Source organism: Agarivorans sp. QJM3NY_30 (assembly GCF_050870855.2).
Taxonomy (GTDB): Bacteria; Pseudomonadota; Gammaproteobacteria; order Enterobacterales; family Celerinatantimonadaceae; genus Agarivorans.
On the sequence record NZ_CP194038.2, the window covers coordinates 1,791,332 to 1,815,075 of the forward strand.

Below are 23,744 nucleotides of genomic sequence, written 5' to 3' on the forward strand. Positions count from 1 at the left end.
AGCATTGATCCCGTGGTCATCTTTTGCTGATGGAAGCAATTCTCATCATACGTGCACTTCGCATGCACTTTTATTTATGCACCGCGCATTATTGTTACTCAAGGAGCTTCTGCTATGCAATGGAATGCAGTCCCCGATAGTATCCGTCAAGAAGTCAACGAAACCCGTTCCTTGTCATTGGTGTATGTGCTGGGGATCGTGATTAGTCTAGTGCATGTCTATTTCAATATTTTCGCCGATATTGCAGTTCTGCAACAAAATATTATCCACTTTGCAGGTTTTGTCTTGTTATGTGGCTTGCTGAAGCCGCTGACAAAGCATCACTTGGCCAGTTGGTTGGATCGTATATGGGTATTTTCTATCACGCTGTCAGCGATTTATTTGCTGTTTGCCGAAGACTTGATTTACCAACGGGGCGTTCGTTTAGTCACTCTCGATTGGATCTGCGGCATAGTGGTGATCCTCGGCGCGATTGATATGACGCGTCGGGCGACAGGTTGGGTGATCCCATTGCTCATTGTGAGCTCTATTTCCTATTTGGCCTGGTGGGGCAATTATGTGCCGGGCGTGTTTCAATTCAAAGGTTTAAGTCTAGAGACGCTGTTGTTTCGAAGTATTTATGGTGACGATGCCATCTTTGGCAACATCGCCCGAATTTCGGCGAGCTTTGTGTTTATGTTTATCCTGTTTGGTGCCTTTTTATTACGCTCGGGCGCAGGGGATTTTGTGATCCACTTGTCAAAAAGCATCGCCAGTAAACTGGTTGGCGGACCAGGGATTGTGGCGATTATCGCCTCAGGTTTAACCGGGACTATTTCTGGTAGCGCAGTGGCCAATACGGCTTCAACTGGGGTGGTGACGATTCCTCTGATGAAAAATGCTGGATTTAGTGCACGTTTTGCTGCCGCCGTTGAGGCTTCGGCGTCGACTGGAGGGCAAATTGTCCCCCCGATTATGGGGGCTGGTGCCTTTGTGATGGCTAGTTATACTCAGATCCCCTACAGCACCATCGTCATCGTGAGTATTTTTCCTGCGATATTGTATTTTGCCTCACTGGTATTTTACGTGCGAACGGAATCTTACAAAATGGGTTTAACGCGTACCATGGAAAAAGGCGCGCCCTTACTGCCGATGGTGTTGCGAGAAGGTTTATCCTTTATTGTGCCCGTGAGTTTATTGATTAGCTTACTGGTGATGGGGTATACCCCGACTTATGCGGCGGTGATCGCAATTATCACGGTGGTTATCAGTTCCTGGTTTACCCCGAATAAGATGGGTTTTCGAGCCATCGCCGATGCATTTGCACTAGGGGCGCGAAATATGGTGGTAACTGCGGTATTGCTCTGTTCCGTAGGCCTGATTGTGAATGTGATCGCCACCGCCGGGATTGGTAATACCTTTTCGTTAATGATTACCGAGTGGTCAGGCGGAAGCTTATTATTGGCCTTATTGTTGGTGGCTATCGCTTCTTTGGTTTTGGGGATGGGTTTACCGGTCACTGCCTCATATATTGTACTGGCGACCTTGTCGGCACCCGCCTTGTTACAATTAATGGCGAACGCCGAGTTGGTGAGAGTGTTGAGCACCACAGAGATCAGCAGTGAGCTGCATGCGGTATTAATGCTGCTGGGGGTGGGGGCAGAGCAAAGCAGTTTGAGCTTAGTGGAGGCGCAAACTTTAGTCAGTCAAATCCCTGATGAGATGATGGCCTTGCTGCAACCGATGTTGCTTGATGATGGCAAAATAGCGATGTTGTTGCTGTCTGCTCATTTAATCATTTTCTGGTTGTCGCAAGACAGTAACGTAACCCCGCCAGTTTGTTTATGTACCTTCACTGCTGCCGCTATCGCCAAGTCGCCACCAATGGCGACCGGTTTTACTTCCTGGAAAATCGCCAAGGGTCTATACATCATTCCCTTGTTATTTGCCTATACGCCTTTAGTGCAGGGGGCGGGGTGGGAGCCGATACTCGTGTTTGCTTTTGCTTTGCCCGGCTTATACGCCTTTACTTTAGTGATGCAGGGCTGGCATAAACGACAGCTACAGATTTGGGAGCGAGTGCTGATGGCCGCGTTGGCCACGGCTTTATTGTATCCTTTGGGTTTTGTTTGGCAGTTGTTTAGCTTGTTCTGCCTAATTATATTTGTGCTTTACCTTGGCAAAAGCGCCAAACTGAAACTGTCTTCGGTGGAGTCGTGAAAAACCGCCAGCAAGCTCAGTGATAGTGCTTAAGTGCCTGGCGGATACTTCAAACAACTTAGTTCAAACATCTTAGGGAATGCCGGGTAGAACAAGAATTCGTCAATCCATAAAAAGTTTGACTCAATTGGCTGAATTGCGAGCGGTTGAACTGAAATAGCCTTTACATTTTAAAATCATAAACGTAATATTCACACCGCTGCGGAGGGGTGGCAGAGTGGTCGAATGCACCGGTCTTGAAAACCGGCAAGGGTTAATAGCCCTTCGAGAGTTCAAATCTCTCCTCCTCCGCCATATTAACTTGGCATGTCATCAATCAGAACATGACACTTTAATTGCAGCAACACCCCTGCGGAGGGGTGGCAGAGTGGTCGAATGCACCGGTCTTGAAAACCGGCAAGGGTTAATAGCCCTTCGAGAGTTCAAATCTCTCCTCCTCCGCCATTTTTAAAAGCCATGCTAAAGCATGGCTTTTTTCGTTTCTGCTCGGCACTTATTGTGCGAGCGGATAAAGACGCAGGTAGTTTTTCAGGGCATTTGCTAGATTTACCGACCAAAACTGTCCCGCTAAACTTAAGTTAAGCTGTTGGCCGTGCTGTGTGACCAGGCCGTTTTTTTGCCAAGCATCAAACAGCGTTTGACAATGGCGAAACACCTGCGCGCCTTGAGGAAGTTTAGCCGCGCTTAGCTCTCCTTGGTCACAGCCGCTGACAATGGCAGCTTGTAGCGTGGCATCTTGGCTCGGTGGGGTTAAGGTTTGAAAAGCCCAGCTGTTTTCTTGCACTGCATTTCTCCAGGTATCGATATCGCGAAACTGCATCATGCTAAAGCCATTGATTTTTCCGCCAGCCCCGGCGCCAATGGGCAAAATATCGACCCCCTGCTTGACCAGGCTATTGTAATGGCTTTGCTCTCGGGGATCGCTTGCCCAATGACAATAACTCAGCTGCTTTAAACCCTGCTTGGTGAAAAACTGATGCCCTTGGCGGTACATCAGTGCTTTTTCGCTGGTGCTTAAAGGTTGGGCAACTCCCTCCTTCTCCGAATTTCGTTGTAATGCGGTACCGCCAAATGTGAGCAGTTGATAGAGATCGACACCATGGACACCGCTGCTCAGCACATCTTGTAGATCCTGCTGCCAGTTTTCAGTCGTCTGATGGGGCAGACCATAGAGTAAGTCGATGGCAATAGTCGCTTGTTGTGAAGCGCTTAATTGTTGCAGCCGTTGGAGAATGGTCTCACGTTGGTCGAGCCGTTTGGCGCTGCGACGAACCTGGCTGTTAAAGCTTTGCACTCCAAAAGAGAAGCGATTAAATCCGCCCGCGAGCGCGGCGGAAAACTTGTCATCGTCAAATCGATTGAGTCGACCCTCTAAGGTGATTTCGCAGTCACTACTTAAAGGAAAGTAATGTTGGATCAGCTGACCAAGTTGCTTCAGTTGGGCTGAGTTTAAATCGGTGGGGGTGCCGCCGCCCACGTAGACTGCGTCGAAGGGCTGAGCCTTGCTCCAGGGATAAGCTGCTTTGGCCTTGAGCTCCTGTTCTAAAACTGCGAAATATTGGTCCATCATTTGCGGGCTACTGGCATATTGAAAAAAGCTGCAGAAACTACAGCGCACGCGACAAAAGGGGATATGAATATAAATCGCACGCTTTTGCTGTGAGGTTGGCGAAGCTGAAAGTTGTGCAAAGAGCTTGTTGAATGCGGTATCTCCTGACAGCTGTGCGCCGGTATTTTGCTGTGCATGGGCGGTGGTTTTTTTAGCGAAGGCAAACTGTAAAGGCGAAGGGCTTGCCTGGCCGGTGAGTGCTTCGGGTAAGGACGACAAAGACAGAGAATTTACTTGAGTCATGATTGGCTTCACAAAGTATTTATTGCAAATGTAAATTATTATCATTTGCATTTCATTGATCTAGACCAAGTCTACGCTGCTAAATGTTGAACAACATCTTTGGCTGATATCTGAGAAAATTGCCAATATAACTTGAATTTTCTTTGTAAGACTCTGTTCTTGTTGAAAGTAACTGAACTATTATTATTCTTCATTAACTGATCATCAAGGAATGAAGATGAAGCGCTGTTATCGTTTTGCAATATTACCCTTTGTGCTACTCATGAGTGTGTTAGTGGGCTGCAGCACCCAGCCCAGTCATAGTTGGCAGCCTGATCATAGCTATAAAATCACCGTGTTACATACCAACGATCATCATGGCCGTTTTTGGCAGAATAAATACGGCGAATACGGATTGGCGGCGCGTAAAACCCTCATCGATGGGATCCGTAAAGAGGTCGCGGCTGCAGGGGGCAGTGTATTACTGTTGTCTGGCGGGGACATTAATACTGGTGTTCCGGAGTCAGATTTACTGGATGCCGAGCCTGACTTTAAGGGGATGAAGTTACTCGGTTATGATGCGATGGCTTTAGGCAATCATGAGTTTGATAACAGCTTGGCGGTGCTGGCGCAGCAGCAGGAGTGGGCGGGATTTCCCTTCTTATCGGCCAATATTTATCAACGATCCACCGGTCAGCGTAAATTTCAGGCCTATACAATTTTCGACCTGCAGGGCGTTAAAGTGGCGGTGATCGGTTTTACGACGGAAGATACCTATAAATTGGTGCATCCCGATACGGTGGCTGATATCGAGTTTCGGGATCCCAAAGTCGAGGCGAAGAAGGTACTGGCAGAACTGCATCAACAAGAGCAACCGGATTTAGTATTTGCGGTGACCCACATGGGGCACTACGCCAATGCGCAACATGGGGTTAATGCGCCGGGTGATGTGAGTCTGGCGCGTTCATTAAAACCAGGTGAGTTAGACTTAATCGTTGGTGGCCACTCTCAAGAGCCAGTGTGTATGGAGCAGCCAAACCGTTACGATGTTCATTTTAAGCCTGGCGCGGAGTGTCAACCCGACCAACAAAATGGCACCTGGATCGTGCAAGCCCACGAATGGGGGAAGTATTTGGGACGCGCCGATTATACGTTTAAAAATGGTGAGTTTAGCCTCGATAGTTATCGCCTTATTCCAGTAAATTTGAAGAAAAAAGTACTGCTTGACGGTAAAAAGCTGCGGGTATTGGTCGCCGACGAAATTGCCGCCGATCCGCAAGCTTTAGCTTTGTTGAGTCCTTATCAGCAACAGGGGCAGGCGCAACTTGGGGTGAATATTGCGCAGCTCAAGGGACGTCTGGAAGGGGATAGAAATAAGGTGAGGTTTGCTCAAACCAACCTCGGTCGAATGATCGCAACGGCGCATATGCAGCGGGTGAATGCTGACTTTGCGGTGATGAACTCTGGCGGAGTGCGTGCTTCGATTGAGCCCGGTGATGTGAGCTATAAAGATGTTCTTACGGTACAACCCTTCTCCAATACCATTACCTATGTGGACATGAGCGGTGCTGAAGTGCTCGAGTATTTGTCGGTCGTGGCGACCATGCCGGTGGATACCGGGGCCTATGCGCAATTTGCTGGGATTGAGATGACCGTGAGTAACGGCAAGGTGAGCGATGTGGTGATTGCTGGTCAGCCGCTGGACAGCGCTCAAACCTACCGCTTTACTGTACCAAACTTCAATGCAGCAGGCGGCGATGGTTACCCTAAGATTACCGAACATCGGGGTTTTGTTGATACTGGCTTCGTGGATGCTGAAGTGCTAAAAGCCTTTATGCAACAGCATAGCCCGCTGAATGCGGCAGATTTCGCGGCTCAAGGAGAGATCACTTATCGCTAATTAAACGTTTCATCAATCAAGCTACATAACTGATTCTGGAGTTGGCTCCTTGCTTGATGGTTGCCTCGAAAATTTGGTCTCGAGCCTTATAATCGTCGGAGTATAGTGCTTAATACTTGCGTATTCATTGGGACTGATCAGTATTTTTCTAGGTCTGTTGTTAGGCTTGAACCACCGCCGACTTCAGGATTAACTCATACCATTACTTATCTTGGTATAAACCCGATTGCTGTTTTGCTAGCAAGTTGGGTAGCCGTTAAACCCATTTAGTGGTTGGTTGAATTGCATCATACATAGCTTTGTTATCTCACGCGGCTTTAAGCGTATAGACGAAGGGATATCACTTGGCTAAGTTCTCAAAAATTTGGATTACATCGACTGATTGGTTTTATGAATTTTCGGCTTAGCTTTCTTATGGCGTCACATCTAGGCGGTTGGGGAGAAACAACTCATATCAGCAGTGAGAGGATTGTGTCGCTTGTTCGATGAATAACTCACGATAAGATTTTGTCTCTAGGTCTGGAGTGCTTAAACCAAATTGACTGGCTAAGCTTTCGAGTTCAACTTTATAGTTTGCTAGCATTGACTGCTCATCGGTCATAATCGCAAATTCAGCAAAGTGTCCAATTCCTTCGAGATAATCTAGTGTTACATGGTACTGACCGATGAAGTAAATACTACGGATTTTTTTTGCTTGTAAAGCGACCTGATAGCCCATAGTTTGCAACATACTTTTTGCTGAGTTTGCATTGATGATATTCGTCGCTTCACAGCGATCAAACTCTGGACCTTTGACTATCCATAATTTTATTCCCGACGGTTCCATCTCACGGATACAAACACTCTTATTTTGCGCTTGAAGTTGTTGAGTGGATGTATCGAAGTAGCAATCCGATTCGACGTTATCTAGAAGCATTACCTTATGAGGTATCTTAGCTAAGGTTTGCAAAAAATCAGATTTTGACGGCAATTTAAATTTTAGTTCGACTTCATATTGCCCCTTGAAATGCTCTGAACTCATTTATTTTGCTTTCTTATTTTATCGGGAAGGACTGAATATTAGCATGACTGTAGCGCTAAAGTAGACAAAAACTCTTGAACCAAAGCGTGTGGGTGCGAAGCTTGCGACGAGCTGGCTAGCTCGTTGATTCAATGGTGCGATGTGACATTTCATTAATTATGTGGTATCGCAATATGCTATGGTGGGTCGAAGTAGTTTATTGTATTCAGTGTGATGCCACATGCGATGAGAGATGAGTTCTAAACGTGGTATTATTAATAACAATTAAAACAGTAGAGTTATAATATGTTGATTACATTTAGCTGTAAAGCCTATGCGGATATTACGATGTTTGGTGATGTGGGCCTACAGATGTTGAAGATGATGGGCCAAAGTGACAACGTGCCCGGAGCAATTTTGGCTGCAGATGTGGCAACCGCACTTGCTCAGTTAAAAGCTGCGATAGACCTAGCGGAAAAAGCGCCGGAACTTGGCGATATCAAAGATGAAGCCGACGATTTGATTGAAGCGCCAGTGAGTTTGGGGCATCGAGCATTTCCCTTAATTGAGTTATTGACCGCAGCTGCTAAAGAAGAATGTAACGTGATGTGGGAGGCGATTGGTAATCAACATCCATAAGGATGGCTAAGGCTTTTTGTCTGATTGCTTTGCGTAAGGTTTTTAGGGTGACAATAATCATGTAATAAGTATCTGTCAAACATACTAAGTCGCCTTGTTAGTAACAGCATTAGCCTCAGTTATAGTGTCCACTCATGTTAGTTTCTAAGTACGATTTGGCGGCTTCAACCTTGAGTCGGTGTACGTTTTTGTTAAACAGGCGTTGGTGGAATATGAATTTGAGATATTCATATTTGAATGAAACTGTTTTGTTGGTGATTGTTGATTCAGAACTTCAGTAAGAACATTGTTATTTCATTGCTGTTAAGTCATTTACGAAATCAGCGAAGTAAGCCTGCTTAAGGTTAGTTGAGAGTATGTTTTTCGGTTTTTCGCGCGCGTTGATGGCGCGGCTAAACGAAGGATCACTGAAGATACTTGTTAAAAATCATATCATAAGTACCGTCTTCCTTCATCGATGCAAGAGCTTTGTTGTAATCTGCAATGAGTTGTGTGAAGTCGCGTTTTCTTGTGAATGCGAGGTAACTTGGAACCGCCTCCAGATTCGGGGATAATTGCCTTATTTTATTGATTTCTCCCAGCGATTTAGCGGTGCTTAACACAACATGCCGATAGGAAGGGATCAAATCTACTCGGCCAGCTAAAAGTTTTCGAACATTACTTTTAGAGTTTTGAGCTACATCTATTTTTGAGAATAGTCCTTCAGCCAATGCAGCATCAAGTTTTGGCCCATAGCTGGTGTGATTAATCACGCCAATCGATTTATCAACCAATTTTGTGAGGTCACCGTCATAGGTAACTGTAGAATTACTCGAAACAAAAAAAGCTTGTACCTGAGTGATCAGGACTTCACTGGTATAGCTCATAAACTCTTGTCGTTCATCGGTTAAATATGCTGAGAATATACCATCTACATCACCAGATTTGACGGATTTTAAACATCGGGCCCAAGGCATGAGTTGAATTTCAACGGTATACCCAGCGCGATTAAATGCTTCATTTATAACATCAATTAAAATGCCCGTTTGTTTACCATTTTCTAGGTATGAAGTGGGAATACTGTCAGCTGCTGCGGCCAGCACAATAGTTTCAGCAGCGACTTTTTGATTAGATATTGTCAGTATTAAAATGGAAATGGCTAAATAACATATCCGCTTATATATTTTTTTTTGAAAAATATTTGTTAATGATTTCAATTTCAGAGCAAAGTGTTTGTTCAGCCTATTCAACATTTCGCTAGTCTTTGGGGATTGTTCATCGTGGCTCATTTTTTGAGACTGGGCATCTACAGTAGATTTATTTGGATACCGGGCAAAAAGTTTTACTGGTTTCATCTATATGTCAGCCTTTCAAAAATAAGTTCTTATGCCTTGAGTTGTTCAAGATACGCTCCGCTCGTATAAAAACATTTGGATACGGTTTCACTATGAAAATTTAGCCGCATTTTGTGGACCATTCATGTTTGCTTCAGACTTAAATTTTGCTCCGAAAAACCACATCAAGTTCTCATAGTATAGTGGGGAATCTGGTATTCACCCAATATCAACTCGTGGCATAAGGGACCTCTTGGCTTAGTCTGAGATAGCTTGATGGCTCTTAAATCGTGACTAATATTGATTAAAAGCAGTGGGTTTTTGCGTTTTCGAAGTTAACTATCCTGATTCAAGCAAAGCGATTTTTTGTGGTGTTGTGACCTGATTTTATGACTGAAAATTGTTTCGCCAGAATTTATTCTCAATCGACGTATTGTGTGTACCTCTTGGTTGGATTAACACCTCATTTTTGAACGAAACTCCTACACTTAGATCGAGGAAGAGTGAATCCATGAGGCTTCGATTTTGCCTGCTTCTTGGTGTGCTTATTACGCCCATGAGAAAAAGCGCTGATCTGGAACTCTCTAAACTCTGCTAGGCCTTGAATGAGGCCTTGAAATGAAGGATCGGCGTATGGAATTTAAAGATTACTACAACATCCTTGGCGTGAAGCCTGATGCGGGAAGCAAAGAGATCAAAGCGGCCTATCGTAAGCTCGCGCTGAAATACCATCCTGATATGAATTCTGATGCTCGAGCTGAAGCAAAGTTTAAAGAACTGGCTGAGGCGTATAAAGTTTTAAAACATCCCAAACGACGTGCTGAATATGATCAACTTCGCCAATATAGACAGCAGTCAAGTCACGGCTTTCGCCCACCACCGGGGTGGCGAAGTACCAGTTACGCTGAAGAGCCTGATAGCGAGCAATTCGAAGGTGATTTTTCTGAGTTTTTTAATTCAATTTTTGGTCAGCATCGGGCTACATTTCGGCAGCGGGCTTCAGCTGCGCCGCAACGCGGTCAGGATATCGAGATTGAACTGCCGCTATTTTTAGAAGAAACCATTCAACAAACGCATAAAACCATCGAGTATCAGCTGCCGGTGTTTCGTAACGGGCGGCTTGAGCATGTCACCAAGCAATTGAAGATTAAAGTGCCGATGGGAAGTTGCGATGGTGAACGGATCCGAGTGCCAGGCCAGGGGCACCCCAGTTCCAGTGGTGGCTTTGCGGGCGATCTCTATTTGCATGTTCGTTTAGTACCGCATCCGCTGTTTGATGTGCAGGGACATCATTTGTATATCTCATTGCCCTTGTCCCCATGGGAGGCCGCTTTAGGCACCAAGGTGACACTGCCCACCCTTGAAGGGAAAATCAGTTTATCGATCCCTGCGAATACTCAAGCAGGGCGCAAATTGCGAGTGAAGGGTAAAGGCTTAAGAAGTAAAAATGTCACTGGCGACTTATTTGCGGTGGTCAGCATTGCGATACCGAATAAAGCGACGCCACAGCAGCAAGCGTTATGGCAGGCGCTGGCCTCTAGTAGTCACTTTAATCCCAGAGCAGCGTGGAGGGAATGAGCATGAGTGAAGCTTTCGTCAATATATCTTTCAATGAACTCTGCCAACTTGCAGGAATAGAGCGTGATGTGCTGATTAATGTGGTGGAATACGGCATTGTTCAGCCACTAAAGGGGGAAGGGATAGAGCGCTGGATATTCGATACTACGAGTCTTCATTGGATCAAAAAAGCGGTGCGGCTTCATCAAGACTTAGAAATAGATTGGGTGGCGGTCGCCATGGTGGTTAACTTGTTGCAACAAAATGAAAATTTGTTGAAGCAAAATCAAGCTTACCAGAGACAGCTTCAGCGCTTTATCGGCGGCTAGCTAGTCTCTGGTGGTGATTGGTTCATGATTTGTCAGTTAGGTGAAGCTCAGCACTGTCCTTTATTGGTGTGGCAGTGTATCTGTTTGTTCGATGAATTGTTGAAACTGTTCGATAAACCAGATGAGCTTCGGATCCTGATAGCGGGTTTTATGCCAATATAAATTTAGTTGGTAGTTAGGAAGTTTAAAGGGCAAGGGACTTATGCTTAAACGAAGTTGTTGTTGCATCTGTTGAGCATAGCGATGGGGGAGGGTAAGTAAATAGTCGGTATTTTGCACAAAATAGGGAGCCGCTAATACACTGGCAGTTTTAATCGCAATCTGTCTCTTTTTTCTTATTTTGGCCAAGCTAATATCTACGATGCCGCGGGATTCGTTCCAAGGTGTGACTAGAATATGTTTATGTTCTAAAAATTGTTGTAAGTTGAGTGGGCCTGGGGTTCCTCGCTGCGCACAACGAGCATTAACATAGTGGTCTTCAAGCCAAGTTAAGCGCATTAAACTTTCGCTACTCTCTGGCTGATGGCTGAAACCACAGGCCAAGTCGAGCTCTCCCGATTTAAGCGCTGCTTCTGGTAGGCGTTGTTCTAATTGTAGAAACTCAATATTAATTGCTTTAAACCCTTGGCTTAAGTGAGCGGTAAACGCTTGCATACACCAAGAGCTATAGTCGGTAGTGGCGATTTTAAAGTTGTGGTTTTGCGTCGGCGAAAAGGCTTGAGATAACTCAAAACCCTGATTGAGCATGGTGAGTGCTGGCATCACATGTTCAGCCAAACGTTGGGCATAGGCTGTGGGTAGCATTCGGTTTTCGATACGAACGAACAGCTCATCGCCTAGTCGTTCTCGTAGGCGAGTGAGCGCATGACTACAGGCAGATTGACTCAGCTTAAGTGTTTCGGCGGTGACGGTTACAGAACCTGTTTGATATAAACTGGCAAATAGCTTCAGTAGATTGAGATCAATATTAGGAAATTTGTCCATGCACACTCTTCATTTGTCGCCTGCATATAATGCACTGTATTCATGAAGCTATAGAGCTTACACTCTCCCTACTTTGAGTCAACAGGATAAGCAAATGCCCTTAAATATTAGACCCGCAGAAAAAGTCGATGCTGCGACGATTTTAAATTTTATTCAGCAACTCGCAAATTATGAAAAGGAGCCGAAAGCGGTAGTGAATAGTGTTGCACAAATAGAACAACGTTTATTTGGTTCAGAGATCCATGCCCATGCGCTCATCTGCGAACAGGATGGTGTGGCGATTGGTTTTGCGGTGTATTTCTTTAACTACTCTACTTGGCTGGGTCAATATGGCCTTTATTTGGAAGATCTTTATGTGTCTCAAGATCAACGCGGTCAAGGGGCGGGTAAGGCTTTAATGGCGTATTTAGCTCGGCTTGCGGTGGCGAAAGACTGTGGCCGTTTTGAATGGTCGGTATTAGATTGGAATCAAAGCGCTATTGATTTTTATCATAGTATTGGCGCTCAGCCACAAGATGAATGGATTGCTTATCGCTTATCGGGTAAAAATCTAAAGCTTTTTGCTAGTATTGAAGGCTAGTTGTTGCTTTTTTTTGCTTAAAGTTGCCGCTTTGAACGGCGGTGAGTATGCTGAGCTTTGGTGAATAAATCGGAGCCATGGTGTTCGTTGGGAGCTCACCATTGCAGCGAAACACCTTGCGCCGAATCTTCAGGCTCCTTTGTTCAATGTTGGAAGACTGATTGTGAATTGAACGCGGCAAGCACCGTGAATTTGTTTGGCTCTCTATTCAGGCGTTGAAAAGTACCGTAACAGCGAAGTGTTGGGCAACTGCCCGTTTTTATAACAAAGCCAGCAATATATCTAGCTGGCTTTTTTGTTTTGAGCCGTTTGCGCTTGTTTGGAAACTCTCTCGTTATTTTCTAGTCTCTATATCTGTGAGTTTGCTCATAAATTCTCCATCAAATGATTGAGTACCGATGAGTTCGTGCTACCTTGTTTCCAGTATTCAAAACAGGGTTCCAGCATTTTGGAAAAAGAACTTAACATACCGGCTTTGAGTCGAACAATCAGAATTATTGACGTATTGGTCGCTCATGGAAATCTCAGTGCCAATCAAATCATTCGCATCCTCGGCCTACCGAAAAGTTCGGTGTATAACTTATTAAATCAACTCAAGCGTGAGCGGATTGTCGATCAAGATAGAACCGGCCAATATGTGCTGGGTTTGAAGTTACTCGAATGGGGTGGGGCCGTTTCTGCACATCAAGATTTAAGAGACGTTGCCTATCAGCATTTGGAAGCCCTTGCCAGCAAAACTGAAATGCTTTGTCATTTGGGGATTTTAGACAATGACACGCCTATCTATTTAGTTCGGGTGGATAGCCTATCGCACATCCAGGTGAAAACCTGGGAAGGCAAACAACTTTGTATTTATCGTTCGTCTTTAGGCAAATGCCTTTTAGCCTATTTAGATAAAGCAAAGCAGCAACAGATTATCAAATCAATCAGTTTTGTCGATCATCTCCCCAATAGCATTGGTTCACGGGCCGAGCTTGAGCAAGAGCTTACGCGAATACGAAGCCTTGGGTGGGCGAAAGATGATGAAGAAGATGCCGCCAATATTCGCTGCGTGAGTGCACCGATTTTCGATAAGCATGGTGCCGTTATTGCAGCGATTTCTTTGGTGGGTACGGTGATGCACATTGGTGATAATTTTACCTTTGAAGACGCCGCCTCAGAAGTACGAAACACAGCAACCGCAATATCTAGAGAGCTAGGTTTTAATGGAGAAGTAAATTAATGAATAGACCCCCAAAAGTATTATGTGCCTTATTAACGCCATGGAAAGATCAGTCCCCCAATTTGGCCGAAATCAGGCGAATTGTCGATTTTCAAATTAAGCAAGGTTTGCTCGGAATTTTCCCAATCTCTTCTGTGGGAGAGGCTGGCATTATGAGTTTTTCTCAAAAATGTGCGGTGATTGAAGCAGTTTGTGCCGAAGCGAAAGAGCGGGTTCCAGTTTGGAGTGGTATTCCTTCAAATAACGCAGATGAGAGTATTCAATTGGCGGCTTTTGCAAAGTCACAAGGTGCCACCGGATTGGTGTTAATGCCACCGGCTTTTTATCCCTGCGATGAAGCCGCGATTATTAGTTTTGTAAGCAAAGTTGCAGCCTCGACAGACCTCCCCATCTGTCTTTATAACATCCCTTTTATGGCGGATCCGATTAATGCCGAAACGGCGGCAAAACTAGCCCGTTTAGCCAATGTTGTTGGAATTAAAGATTCTGGCGGTTGTTCAGTTAATTTCATGAAAATGCTGAGCTTATGTAAAGCGGTTGATCCTGAATTTAGGGTGATGACTGGCCGCGAAGAGTTCTTATATGGCTCGTTGATGCTTGGTGGTGATGGTTGTATGACCGCAACTTCAGGGGTGATGCCAGAAGTGATGGTGAAAATTAACGCTTTATTTGAAGCCGGTCAGTTTTATGCGGCTAAAAAGCTTCAATTCGCAGCGATGGAAGCGATGATGGCGATGTCCTCAATTCGTTTTCCGTTTGGCTACCGAATTGCAATGGAAGCTCGAGGATTCGATATGGGTCAATCCCCATTAACCCATACCGAATCAGACTCGAGCTACACGACTGCCAAGGTTCAGAGCTTGGCAATATTAATTAACACACTAGTCGAATTAACGGTCAATTAACGATCGGGAGTATATAACAAAATGACGTTACCTAAAATAAAAGAAATTCGTGCCTATTACATAGGCGGGGCGACAGGTAAAAAAGGCAATGGTGGTGCAGACTATCATGACCAACAAGGTGGGCATTGGATTGATGACAAGATCTGTACCCCGATGAGTCGTTATAAAGAATATGAACAGTCTCGACAGTCTTTTGGGATTAATGTGCTTGGTACCCTGATCGTTGAAGTAGAAGCTGACGATGGCGCCACAGGATTTGCAGTTTCGACCGCTGGTGAGCCCGGTTGTTTTATTGTTGAGAAGCACTTAAATCGTTTTGTCGAAGGCAAGTGTGTCTCTGACATAAAATTAATCCACGACCAGATGATCCGCGCGTCAATGTACTATAACGGTGGCGCAGGTCTGGTCATGAATGTCATTAGCTGTGTTGATTTGGCGCTTTGGGATCTATTTGGCAAAGTCACCCAGCTTCCGGTATTTAAATTACTTGGTGGGGCTGTGCGGGATGAATTGCAGTTTTATGCCACCGGGGCACGACCCGATCTCGCTAAAGAGATGGGCTTTATTGGTGGCAAAATGCCCACGCATTTTGGTCCGCATGAAGGTGATGCTGGGATCCGTGAAACCGTGAAGCAGTTTAAAGACATGCGAGATCTTTGCGGCGATGACTTTTGGTTAATGGCCGATTGTTGGATGAGTATGGATGCTAATTATGCAATTAAAACCGCTTGGGCGATGCATCAAGCAGGTGTTAATTTGAAATGGATCGAAGAGTGTTTTCCCGCCAATCAACATCAAGCTTATCGTGAGCTAGTAGCAAAAGCCCCACCAGGTATGATGGTCACGACTGGAGAGCACCATGGCACCCTTGAGTCATTTCAAGAGTTATCTGAAACCGGGGTCAACATTATGCAACCAGATGTTGGCTGGTGTGGCGGATTAACCACGCTCGTAGAAATTGCGGCAGTGGCTAAATCTCGGGGCCAGTTAGTGGTGCCGCACGGCTCGTCCGTCTATTCTCATCACGCGGTGATTACTTTTACTAACTCACCTTTCAGTGAGTTTTTGATGACCGCGCCCAAAGCGGATCATACTCGTCCACAATTTGACCCTATTTTGATTAATGAGCCGGTTCCCGAGCGAGGTCGCATTCACAAAGACCAACTGGATAAGCCGGGATTTGGTGTTGAGCTAAATCGCGACGGTCTTACTCGCCCTTATACTCATTAATTATTAGGACTAGAGCAGGCGCGCTGCGTTCGCTCTAGTAATAAAAGGTCTTGTTATGAACAATTCATCATTGTTAGATTCTGCTGTCCATAAATCAATGGTCCGTCTCGTTCCATTGATGTTATTACTCTACATTTTAGCTTTTCTCGATCGAGCAAACATCGGCGTCGCGAAGGTTCAGTATATGGCTGATACCGGAATTGGTAGCGCCGCATTTGCCTCGGGGGCATCAATTTTCTTCTTAGCTTACGCCTTCTTGGGGGCTCCATGTAATTTGTTAATGAAGAAAGTCGGTGCCAAACGTTGGATCGCCTTTACCACCATCCTATGGGGCTTGGTTTCATGTTCGTTAGCGATTGCCGATACCGAAACTAAATTTGTGACCACTCGTTTCTTGCTAGGGGCTACAGAGGCTGGATTCTTCCCAGGAATGATTTACTTAACCTCTTTATGGTTCCCGCAAAAAAATCGCGGCACCATTATTGGTATGTTTTACGTGGGTCCCTGTATTGCCTTGGCTCTGGGTACCCCTTTTTCTGGGGCCTTACTCGAAGGTTTACACGGTTGGTTAGGCCATCCTGGTTGGTTTTGGATGTTCTTAGTGGAAGGTTTGTTAGCTGCTGCAGTCGGCGTATTTGTTTACTTTTATTTAGATAGTGAACCTAAACACGCCCGCTTTTTAAATGATGGTGAAAGAAAAGCCCTGATGCGCGAGCTGAGTCAAGAAGAGCAAAAATCGGTGGCATCGAGGATTTCTGATGCGATTAAAATTCCCCGGGTGTGGGCGCTCGCCATCGCTTACGGGGTGATCCAACTGTCGGTTTATGGTTTAGCATTTTATTTGCCTTCAACCGTTGCCAAGTTGATTAGCAGCGTTAATGTTACTTTTATTTCAACCCTTGTTGCAGCTATTCCTTGGGTGGTTGCAGGTTTTGCAACTTATTATATTCCTCGTTATGCGGCGAAGCGATTTGCTGAAGCGCATTATGCCGCCTTGGTATTAACAATTGCAGGGATTGGGGTCATTGGTTCTGCGGTGTTGAGTGCTTCTCCGGTTGCCTCTATCTTTTGTTTGTCTTTGGCAGCTTCCGGCTTTATTGCGGTTCAGCCGATGTTTTGGACGATGCCAAGCGCGATACTTTCCGGTAGTGCTTTAGCAGCAGGGATCGGTTTTGTGAACATGTTCGGTGCCTTTGGTGGCGCTTTGGGGGCTCCGGTTCGCGAATTTGCGGAACCAATATTTGGCAACCCGATGGCCCCTCAGATAGTGATGGGAGTGACAGCGATATTGGGCGCAATTTTGATTTACAGTTTACGTCCGCAACAAGCAGGCTCACAGCAGCCTATAGCCGAAGAGGTGATCGCTAAATAATGAACATGTAAATAAGGCGGCTTTAAAGCCGCCTTATTTTAGTTGGGATATGACAGCTCCGAGTCGCTACAGTACCCACTTCCAAATGATGAATAAGGCTAAGAAGCCGAAAAGATAAATCAGGCCAAGGTAACTGACGACCCGTAATCCGAGTCCACCTTTCAGCTCCGTTTTAATGGCCGCTGTGTTGACTAACTTGTGGTTGAGCCAAGCAAACATGGGGGTGGTCATAAAGGCGAGTGTCATGGCAAAGCCTAACATCGCTAATAAAGCAGATTTAAAAAATAATATAATCCCAAAGCTCACCACCGATACCACCAGCAACCAGCGCACAAATTGGCTATTGGAAGCCTCTGGTTGGCCTTTCAATAAAGAAAAACCTTCGGCGAGGGCTCGCGAATAGCCATCGTATACGGTGATCGACGAGCCAAAAATACACAAGAAAGCAATCACTGCGATGAGGTAGCGTGACCACTCGCCAATGGTACTGGCATACAAGCTCACTAATTGGTGAGAAAAACCAATGCCTCCAGCAGCTAAGGTTTCACCGCTGCCATTGAGAACTAATGCACCTAAGGCTAAAAATACTAAGGCCAATAACATTGTCGTCATATAACCGAGATTAAAGTCAAATAAGGCTGACTTGGCGGTGACTTTTTCATTTTGACACTGCTGCTTTAACCACAGTGAGGTAATGCCTGAAATTTCGATGGGGGCGGGCATCCAACCCATAGTGACCACTAAAAATCCAATGGTGGCCATATTCCAAGGCGAGGGCGCCTGATAATCTGCCGGAGCGACCGGCCCTTGATACCAGGCCATGGCGGTTGCACTCAGCGTTGCCACCACCAATGCCGCCATGATTATTTTGGCAACGTTGTTCAGCGCCGAAAAGTGACCCGCAATTAAGATGACTAAGCTTGCGGCTAAAATGATGGCACATAACACCGGCATGGGTAAGGCTACCGGCACAAAATAACCTAATAGACTAGCGGCAAACATGAGTAAGGCTGCCGAGTTCACCACGGCGGCGATACAATTGAGTAAAAAGGCTGTCAGCAGGTAGCCTTTGCCCATGCTCATATAACCCTGTTGCAGGGTTTGCTGAGTACTGATGGTATAACTGACACTCGCTCGGAAGAAAGGGTATTTAAATACGTTCACCAGAAAGATTAACAAGGCCAACTGCCAGCCAAATTTGGCGCCCGCCTGGGTGGAGGCAACTAAATGGCTGCCGCCAATGGCGGCGGTAGCCATTAAGATCCCGGGTCCAAGTAGCTGAATGATTTTTTGTAAAGATTGCACGGGGGAAGTTGTTGTGTTGGGAATACTCTGTTCCACTGGGGCGTCCTGTTGCTAAGTGTTGTGTTTATGTTTGGGTGTTTAATAATTATTCGAACATTGTAAAGCAAATATTCCATTTACAAAAAGCTTAGTTTTTAGCAAATGTTAACTGCCTCCCGCTGGGTGGTGGCCTTCGAGATATATCATCGATAAAAATGCAGTACGAAAAAATAAAAAACCAGCTTCATGAGAAGCTGGTTTTTAATTCAAGCAGACGCTTTAAACGCGGTCGTTTATTGACAAGTATCTGGCGCTAATTTAATGATTTCAGCTGCGCTGAGAGCGTCGTTGGCAACATAAGGGCTTAAACCTCCTTTACCAGCGGTCGCATAAACATAGTCGGCCAGGTCTTGGCTAGTTGCCATCATGTTTACGTTAATGGTGCTTTGACTCGCGGCATCATATCTGGCAAGCATATCAGGGACGTTACCGATTAATACGGATGAGCCATCGAGGCTGCTACCAGAACCCTGGGCCTGACAATTTGCGTTTGATTCGTAAACCTTGGTGCCACTGACCTTAAGACTAGAACCATCGTCGTAGACTAGTTTTGTGCCGATGATACTTTTGATCCAATAGTCAATATCATCTTTTTTCGCGTTATTGGTGTTGTTTAAGAACATATTATTTTCAAATAAGATGCTACCTGCTTTACGAACACTCAATACATCTTTTCGATAACCATAAAACACGTTGTTAAACATGTGTGACTGACCCCAGCGTAACAGCGGTACTCGACGTCCGGTGTTAAACTCCGAAGCAGCGTAAGAAGCATCATCGGTTACAAATAAGTTATTGTGAATTGTGGTTCGAATATTGGCATTCACCGGACGGCTATCACTTGAACCATGTAAAGCCGCGCGTTTCACGTTTTTCAATTTGTTAAATGAAACGGTGATGTTATAAGCACCTTGCTTCACATCGAAGGCGGAATCGCCAGTGTGGTCAAAGGTGTTTTGATGCAGCCAAATATCGTGCGATTGACCAGTTGAACGGATCATATCCGGATCGGCTTCATGGTCTTCGGTGTGGCCACCGCCAACAAAATGCATGTTGCTAATGATTACGTTTTCGGAGGCAGTATCGTCGCCATTACCAATTTCAAAACCGCTGTACTTAAAGTTGGCGTTCGCGCCACGTCCATCGATGGTAGTATTAGAGTGGATCATTGGAACTGCCAGCGCACTCTTCACATTGCTGTTATCAACGTTTAGTTTGATGTTGAAGAAGGTATTATCACAGTCGCTGCTGGAAACATCGTGATTGGTACACCATAATTCAGCGTCTAAACATTCGGCTTTGCTCGCATTGTCCAGAGCGCTGAGCACTGCAGGCTCCTCACAGGCTAAACGGTACATCGCAATGTTGGTATCGGCTTTAAAATCATCCTTATCAAATACAATCCAGTTGTAGGCATCGCTGCTAATTGCATTGAGTATTTGTTGTTCAACCAGCGAGCCATCTGTCGGCTTTTTGATGACAACCAAGTTACTATTACCACCTACATCATAACCGCCCACGGCTTTGCTACCGTAACCCACCGGCTTACCCAAGCTAGAGGATAAACACTCAACCTTCTCTTGTTCGCTTAATGAAGATTCGTCCCAATTCACATCAGCGTTTGTCACTAAGTCATGACAAGCGTTAATCGTGCTTGAATCTATGGTGGCGTGATACGCGGCACTGAGGTGCTCAGTCCCTGCCTTATCAGTGACACCTAACCAGTAGTAGTAGCTGCCGTCGGCGAGATTTTTATCGCTGTAACTGACGTTATCGATGTTGGATTGAATAGCGTTGCTACCCTCGAAGGTGGCGTCGGTATCACGGTAAACTTTCTGATTTGCAACCTCAATACTTCGAGCCGTCCAGTTTAAAGTGACTGAGGAACCAGCCGTTTTACCACTGAAAGTGAGAGTTGGTTCGGAGGAGGGCGTCGAGCCACTGCTGGAAACTTTGAAATCTGCAACCGTTGCAACTCCTGTCGAGCTGAGAATTTCGAAGGTGAGGCTATTGGTCTTGATGGTACTGATGTTGATGGTGCCCGCACCAGAACCCGACATGATCACCGAATCACTGCTTGCCTTGGCATTCACACCCACCGTAGTGTTTGAGCTATCTTGATTGATTAATTGCCACGCGCCGATGTGACCTTGATAATTAGCGGCTTCAGTGATGGTGACTGAGCTAATGTTTTGTTGCGCTGGCCAGGTAATAGAAACAGAACCAGTTGCGCCAGCTGGAGCCCAATAGCTGCTAAGGTCATTGTCAATAACGTTGTCGTAGCTGGTGCCATTGGCGAGGCTGCTACCAGTGGCGGTTGCACTTGGCGTGCTGTTTGGTGTGCCACCGTCAGAGGAACCCCCGCAGGAGGTGACAGCTAACAATAACAAGTAGCCCAGTGGCTTCATTGTTAGTGTTTTACCCTTGCTTATCATGATACTAGTCCTTATTTATCAAAACACTTTATCTGCGAGAACGATTACTTATTGTGAATAACCGTACTGTTTTTGGTTGATATTTTACTGAGGTTTAAAGAACCACATAATGTTCAATCTAAATTTATGTATAACTAAATAGTTAAATTTATCAAAAATAAAATAACGAGCGAATTTAAAAGAAACATCGGTTCAAAAAAATTAGCGTGTGATCATTATAACGACAAAGCCTTAAATATAGCCATGATGAAAATATTCAATATTTGCGGTAAGTCACTAAATTACTCGCGAAATTTTAATGATTGAGTCTTTGGGGTGCAGAATTGAATTTTTGAGGAGCGGTTATCAACTTGATATTTTTAATTATTTGTTTCGTCAATAAATTCATTCAAAATATGATCGATTTTTAGTGGCAGTGGGTGGATGAGACTCGCTTTATTAAGCGATAAGCCTCGGTGAAATGATAACTGCTAGCTCTTTGAATGGGTTGTCGCGATAGCTTCAGATGGTTATCGGAGAAAGAACTAGTATGAAAGATAAAAAGCCAGCCTCGCTAGAAGCTGGCAGTATTTAGTTTATTGAAGCATTATTGGCAAGAAGAGGGGGCCTGCGCAATCACTTGTTGGGTGGATAAAGCCGCAGGGGATAAATAGGGTGTTAAACCGCCTTTACCTGCTGTGGCAAAACTGTATTGCGCCAAATCGTCACCAGCACTGAAGCGATTACTATTAATTACGCTTTTACTGCTGCTGTCGTAGCTGGAAAACATATCTGGGGTCGTTCCATAAGACGCACTTAAATCGCCAGGATTGCCTTGAAGCTGGCAATTGGCATTGGCGTACCAAACATAGCTTCCACTGATCTCTAAGCCGCCTTCGCGATAGTCACGTAATAAAGTTTCAAGCCAGTAATCCATGTCATCACCCTTGCTGTTGTTGATATTATTCAGGAACATATTATCTTCAAAAGCAATTCGACCACCCACGCGTACACTCAGCAGGTCTTTACGATAGCCATAGAATACGTTGTTAAACATATGTGATTGGCCTCGACGCATTAGTGGCACTCGACGCAGGCCATTGTAGGCACTGTCACCAAAATGCTCATCGGTGGTAATGAACAAATTATTATGAATGGTGGTGGTGATTTGGTCGTTCACGGTTCGGCTATCGCTAGAACCATGTAAGGCAGCACGTTTTACATTGATCAATTTGTTAAAGGATACGCTAATATCGTAAGCGCCCACTTTCACATCAAAGGCTGAGTCACCCGTATGCTCGAAGGTATTTTGGTGGATCCAAATATTATGCGACTCTCCTGTAGAGCGCAGCATGTCGGGATCAAGATTGTGGTCTTCGGTGTGGCCAACACCAATGAATCGGTTGTTGGTGACAATTACATTTTCGGTGACATAGGTGCTACTACCACTGCTGTCTGCACCCATTTTGAAACCACTAAATTCAAAAGTAACTTTGCTGGTGCGTCCATCAAGGGTGGTATTGGAGTCGATCATCGGAATTTTGAGTGCATTTAGACTCTTATCGTTGAGCTTATCGTTAAAGAAGGTATCGTCACACTCATCACTTGCTACACCATGGTTCGAACACCAAAGTTGTGGGTTTAAACATTCCGCTTCGCTGGCACCATCTAAGGCATCGAGTACATCGCCATTGCTACAACCGAGGCGGTACATGGCAACGGTTGTGTCTGTGGCGAAGTCGTCTTTATCGAAGACTATCCAGTTATAGGCAGGAGAACTAATCGCGTTGAGGATTTGTTGTTCAACAGAAGTACTACTGTTTTTAGTAATCACAACAAGGTGACTGCCGCCATCAGGGTTGTAGCCCCCGGTGGTTTGACTACCGAAGCCGACAGGCTTACCTAACGATGTAGCCAGACACTCGACGATTTGTTGTTCTGTTTGTAAGGATGATTGCCACCAGTTGATTGAAGGGTCGTTGACTAGTTGATTACAATCGGCATCAAGATCTACATTGCCGGAGTCATCCGATACATTGACGGTCGCTGCAGTGGCGTCAGTATTGTAATTATTTCCTTCACTGTCGGTGAATTTAATCCAGTAGTAGTAAGTTCCATTTGCTAGGCCGCTATCGGTATAGGTGTTTGCGGTTATTCCCGAGGCTATTCTCACTCGTCCAGACGGATCGGCGTCGGTATCGCGATAAATTTGCTGACTTGCAAGATCAATGCCGCTGACACTCCAATTGAGTAATACGGAGTCGTTGCTGACCGAACTTGATAATGATGATTCAAAAGAGGGTTGTTCCGGTGTTGTGCTACCGCTACTACTATAGGTTTCAAATTCAGCCACGGTGGCTAAACCGGAAGCGCTGAGGATTTCGAAGTTAAGCTTTTTGGTGCTTATCGCGTTGAAATTTATGGTTCCAGCACCTGAACCAGTGGCCAGTACCGTGCCGTCATCATTATTGACGAGCTGCCATGAACCGATATTTCCCTGATAGCTTGTGGCTTCAACAATGGCGACAGAGGCAACACTCACTTCGCTACTCCATTTGATTGAAATTCTGCCACTACTGCCGTTGGGTGCCCAATAACTGCTTAGATCACCGTCTCGAACATTTCCATAGCTGGTGCCACTGGCCTTGCTACTACCATCGGATCCGGCTCCGATACTTAGATTATCTGCGGCTAGCAGTGCATTTGAGTTGAGTGTTAGCACCGATAACAGTAAGTATCCCAAGGGCTTGAGAGTGCCTACGTTGGTTTTACTAATCATTGATTTAGTCCTTTATCATGTAGTTTTAGTCAATTGATTCGTTCAATTTTTGTATAGGGTATTTTTGTTATATCTATTTATTTATGATGGTTCGATGATGCCTCCGATCTGTATTTTCTAAATGATTACGCTTTTTGATAATATTT

Annotated in this window: 17 protein-coding genes and 2 tRNA genes; 12 read left to right on the forward strand and 7 right to left on the reverse strand. The window is 45.2% G+C overall.

Annotated features, from left to right (window positions below; translation table 11 throughout):
- Positions 1-114: 114 nt before the first annotated feature.
- From ACRRSX_RS08275 to ACRRSX_RS08285, 3 genes are all read left to right on the forward strand, one after another.
- Positions 115-2,199, forward strand: coding sequence for a TRAP transporter permease (locus tag ACRRSX_RS08275; RefSeq protein ID WP_432453680.1), 2,085 nt, complete (start codon positions 115-117; stop codon positions 2,197-2,199).
- A 203-nt stretch (positions 2,200-2,402) separates the two neighbouring features.
- Positions 2,403-2,493: transfer RNA gene (locus ACRRSX_RS08280), tRNA-Ser, on the forward strand.
- Positions 2,494-2,552: 59 nt separating this feature from the next.
- Positions 2,553-2,643 (forward strand) — tRNA-Ser (locus ACRRSX_RS08285).
- Positions 2,644-2,692: 49 nt separating this feature from the next.
- Here the strand turns inward: ACRRSX_RS08285 and hutW are convergent.
- The gene (hutW, locus tag ACRRSX_RS08290) at positions 2,693-4,051 is read right to left on the reverse strand and encodes a heme anaerobic degradation radical SAM methyltransferase ChuW/HutW (RefSeq protein WP_432453679.1); all 1,359 of its coding nucleotides are present in this window, start codon (positions 4,049-4,051) and stop codon (positions 2,693-2,695) included.
- A gap of 217 nt (positions 4,052-4,268) precedes the next feature.
- Here hutW and ushA point away from each other — a divergent pair, with 217 nt between their 5' ends.
- Positions 4,269-5,930, forward strand: coding sequence for a bifunctional UDP-sugar hydrolase/5'-nucleotidase UshA (gene ushA, locus ACRRSX_RS08295; RefSeq protein ID WP_432453678.1), 1,662 nt, complete (start codon positions 4,269-4,271; stop codon positions 5,928-5,930).
- A gap of 454 nt (positions 5,931-6,384) precedes the next feature.
- Here the strand turns inward: ushA and cyaB are convergent, their stop codons facing one another.
- Positions 6,385-6,951, reverse strand: a complete 567-nt coding sequence (cyaB, locus tag ACRRSX_RS08300) for a class IV adenylate cyclase (protein WP_432453677.1) — start codon at positions 6,949-6,951, stop codon at positions 6,385-6,387.
- 285 nt (positions 6,952-7,236) lie between these two features.
- On the opposite strand from cyaB, the gene ACRRSX_RS08305 reads away from it, so the two are divergent.
- Entirely contained in the window at positions 7,237-7,569 is a 333-nt protein-coding gene (locus ACRRSX_RS08305) for a DUF1840 domain-containing protein (RefSeq protein WP_432453676.1), read from the forward strand.
- A gap of 404 nt (positions 7,570-7,973) precedes the next feature.
- On the opposite strand, the gene ACRRSX_RS08310 is transcribed toward ACRRSX_RS08305, so the two are convergent.
- The gene (locus ACRRSX_RS08310; RefSeq protein ID WP_432453675.1) at positions 7,974-8,903 is read right to left on the reverse strand and encodes a substrate-binding periplasmic protein; all 930 of its coding nucleotides are present in this window, start codon (positions 8,901-8,903) and stop codon (positions 7,974-7,976) included.
- Positions 8,904-9,515: 612 nt separating this feature from the next.
- On the opposite strand from ACRRSX_RS08310, the gene ACRRSX_RS08315 reads away from it, so the two are divergent.
- Together ACRRSX_RS08315 and ACRRSX_RS08320 are read left to right on the forward strand one after the other, a co-directional pair.
- Positions 9,516-10,460, forward strand: a complete 945-nt coding sequence (locus ACRRSX_RS08315) for a DnaJ C-terminal domain-containing protein (RefSeq protein WP_432453674.1) — start codon at positions 9,516-9,518, stop codon at positions 10,458-10,460.
- 2 nt (positions 10,461-10,462) lie between these two features.
- Positions 10,463-10,768 (forward strand): chaperone modulator CbpM, encoded by a 306-nt coding sequence (locus ACRRSX_RS08320; protein ID WP_432453673.1) that lies wholly within the window; start codon positions 10,463-10,465, stop codon positions 10,766-10,768.
- A gap of 60 nt (positions 10,769-10,828) precedes the next feature.
- Here ACRRSX_RS08320 and ACRRSX_RS08325 read toward each other — a convergent pair whose 3' ends face one another.
- Positions 10,829-11,752, reverse strand: a complete 924-nt coding sequence (locus ACRRSX_RS08325) for a LysR family transcriptional regulator (RefSeq protein WP_432453672.1) — start codon at positions 11,750-11,752, stop codon at positions 10,829-10,831.
- Between the two features lie 94 nt (positions 11,753-11,846).
- Here ACRRSX_RS08325 and ACRRSX_RS08330 point away from each other — a divergent pair, with 94 nt between their 5' ends.
- The 5 genes from ACRRSX_RS08330 (at position 11,847) to ACRRSX_RS08350 (ending at position 17,061) form a co-directional block, all read left to right on the forward strand.
- Positions 11,847-12,332 (forward strand): GNAT family N-acetyltransferase, encoded by a 486-nt coding sequence (locus ACRRSX_RS08330; protein WP_432453671.1) that lies wholly within the window; start codon positions 11,847-11,849, stop codon positions 12,330-12,332.
- A 448-nt stretch (positions 12,333-12,780) separates the two neighbouring features.
- A complete protein-coding gene (locus ACRRSX_RS08335; protein ID WP_432453670.1) occupies positions 12,781-13,554 on the forward strand; it encodes an IclR family transcriptional regulator in 774 nt (257 codons plus the stop codon).
- Positions 13,554-14,459 (forward strand): dihydrodipicolinate synthase family protein, encoded by a 906-nt coding sequence (locus ACRRSX_RS08340; RefSeq protein WP_432453669.1) that lies wholly within the window; start codon positions 13,554-13,556, stop codon positions 14,457-14,459. The genes ACRRSX_RS08335 and ACRRSX_RS08340 overlap by 1 nt, the downstream gene beginning before the upstream one ends.
- 21 nt (positions 14,460-14,480) lie before the next feature.
- On the forward strand, positions 14,481-15,689 hold the full coding sequence (gene rhmD / locus ACRRSX_RS08345; RefSeq protein ID WP_432453668.1) for an L-rhamnonate dehydratase: 1,209 nt from the start codon (positions 14,481-14,483) through the stop codon (positions 15,687-15,689).
- Between the two features lie 55 nt (positions 15,690-15,744).
- Positions 15,745-17,061 carry an MFS transporter gene (locus ACRRSX_RS08350; RefSeq protein WP_432453667.1) on the forward strand — a complete coding sequence of 439 codons (1,317 nt, stop codon included), beginning with the start codon at positions 15,745-15,747 and terminating at the stop codon, positions 17,059-17,061.
- Positions 17,062-17,127: 66 nt separating this feature from the next.
- Here ACRRSX_RS08350 and ACRRSX_RS08355 read toward each other — a convergent pair whose 3' ends face one another.
- The 3 genes from ACRRSX_RS08355 to ACRRSX_RS08365 form a co-directional block, all read right to left on the reverse strand.
- The gene (locus ACRRSX_RS08355) at positions 17,128-18,318 is read right to left on the reverse strand and encodes an NRAMP family divalent metal transporter (protein WP_432456191.1); all 1,191 of its coding nucleotides are present in this window, start codon (positions 18,316-18,318) and stop codon (positions 17,128-17,130) included.
- Positions 18,319-18,638: 320 nt separating this feature from the next.
- A complete protein-coding gene (locus ACRRSX_RS08360; RefSeq protein ID WP_432453666.1) occupies positions 18,639-20,840 on the reverse strand; it encodes a pectate lyase family protein in 2,202 nt (733 codons plus the stop codon).
- 586 nt (positions 20,841-21,426) lie between these two features.
- Complete coding sequence (locus tag ACRRSX_RS08365; RefSeq protein ID WP_432453665.1) at positions 21,427-23,598, reverse strand: pectate lyase family protein; 2,172 nt, start codon at positions 23,596-23,598, stop codon at positions 21,427-21,429.
- Positions 23,599-23,744: the final 146 nt, after the last annotated feature.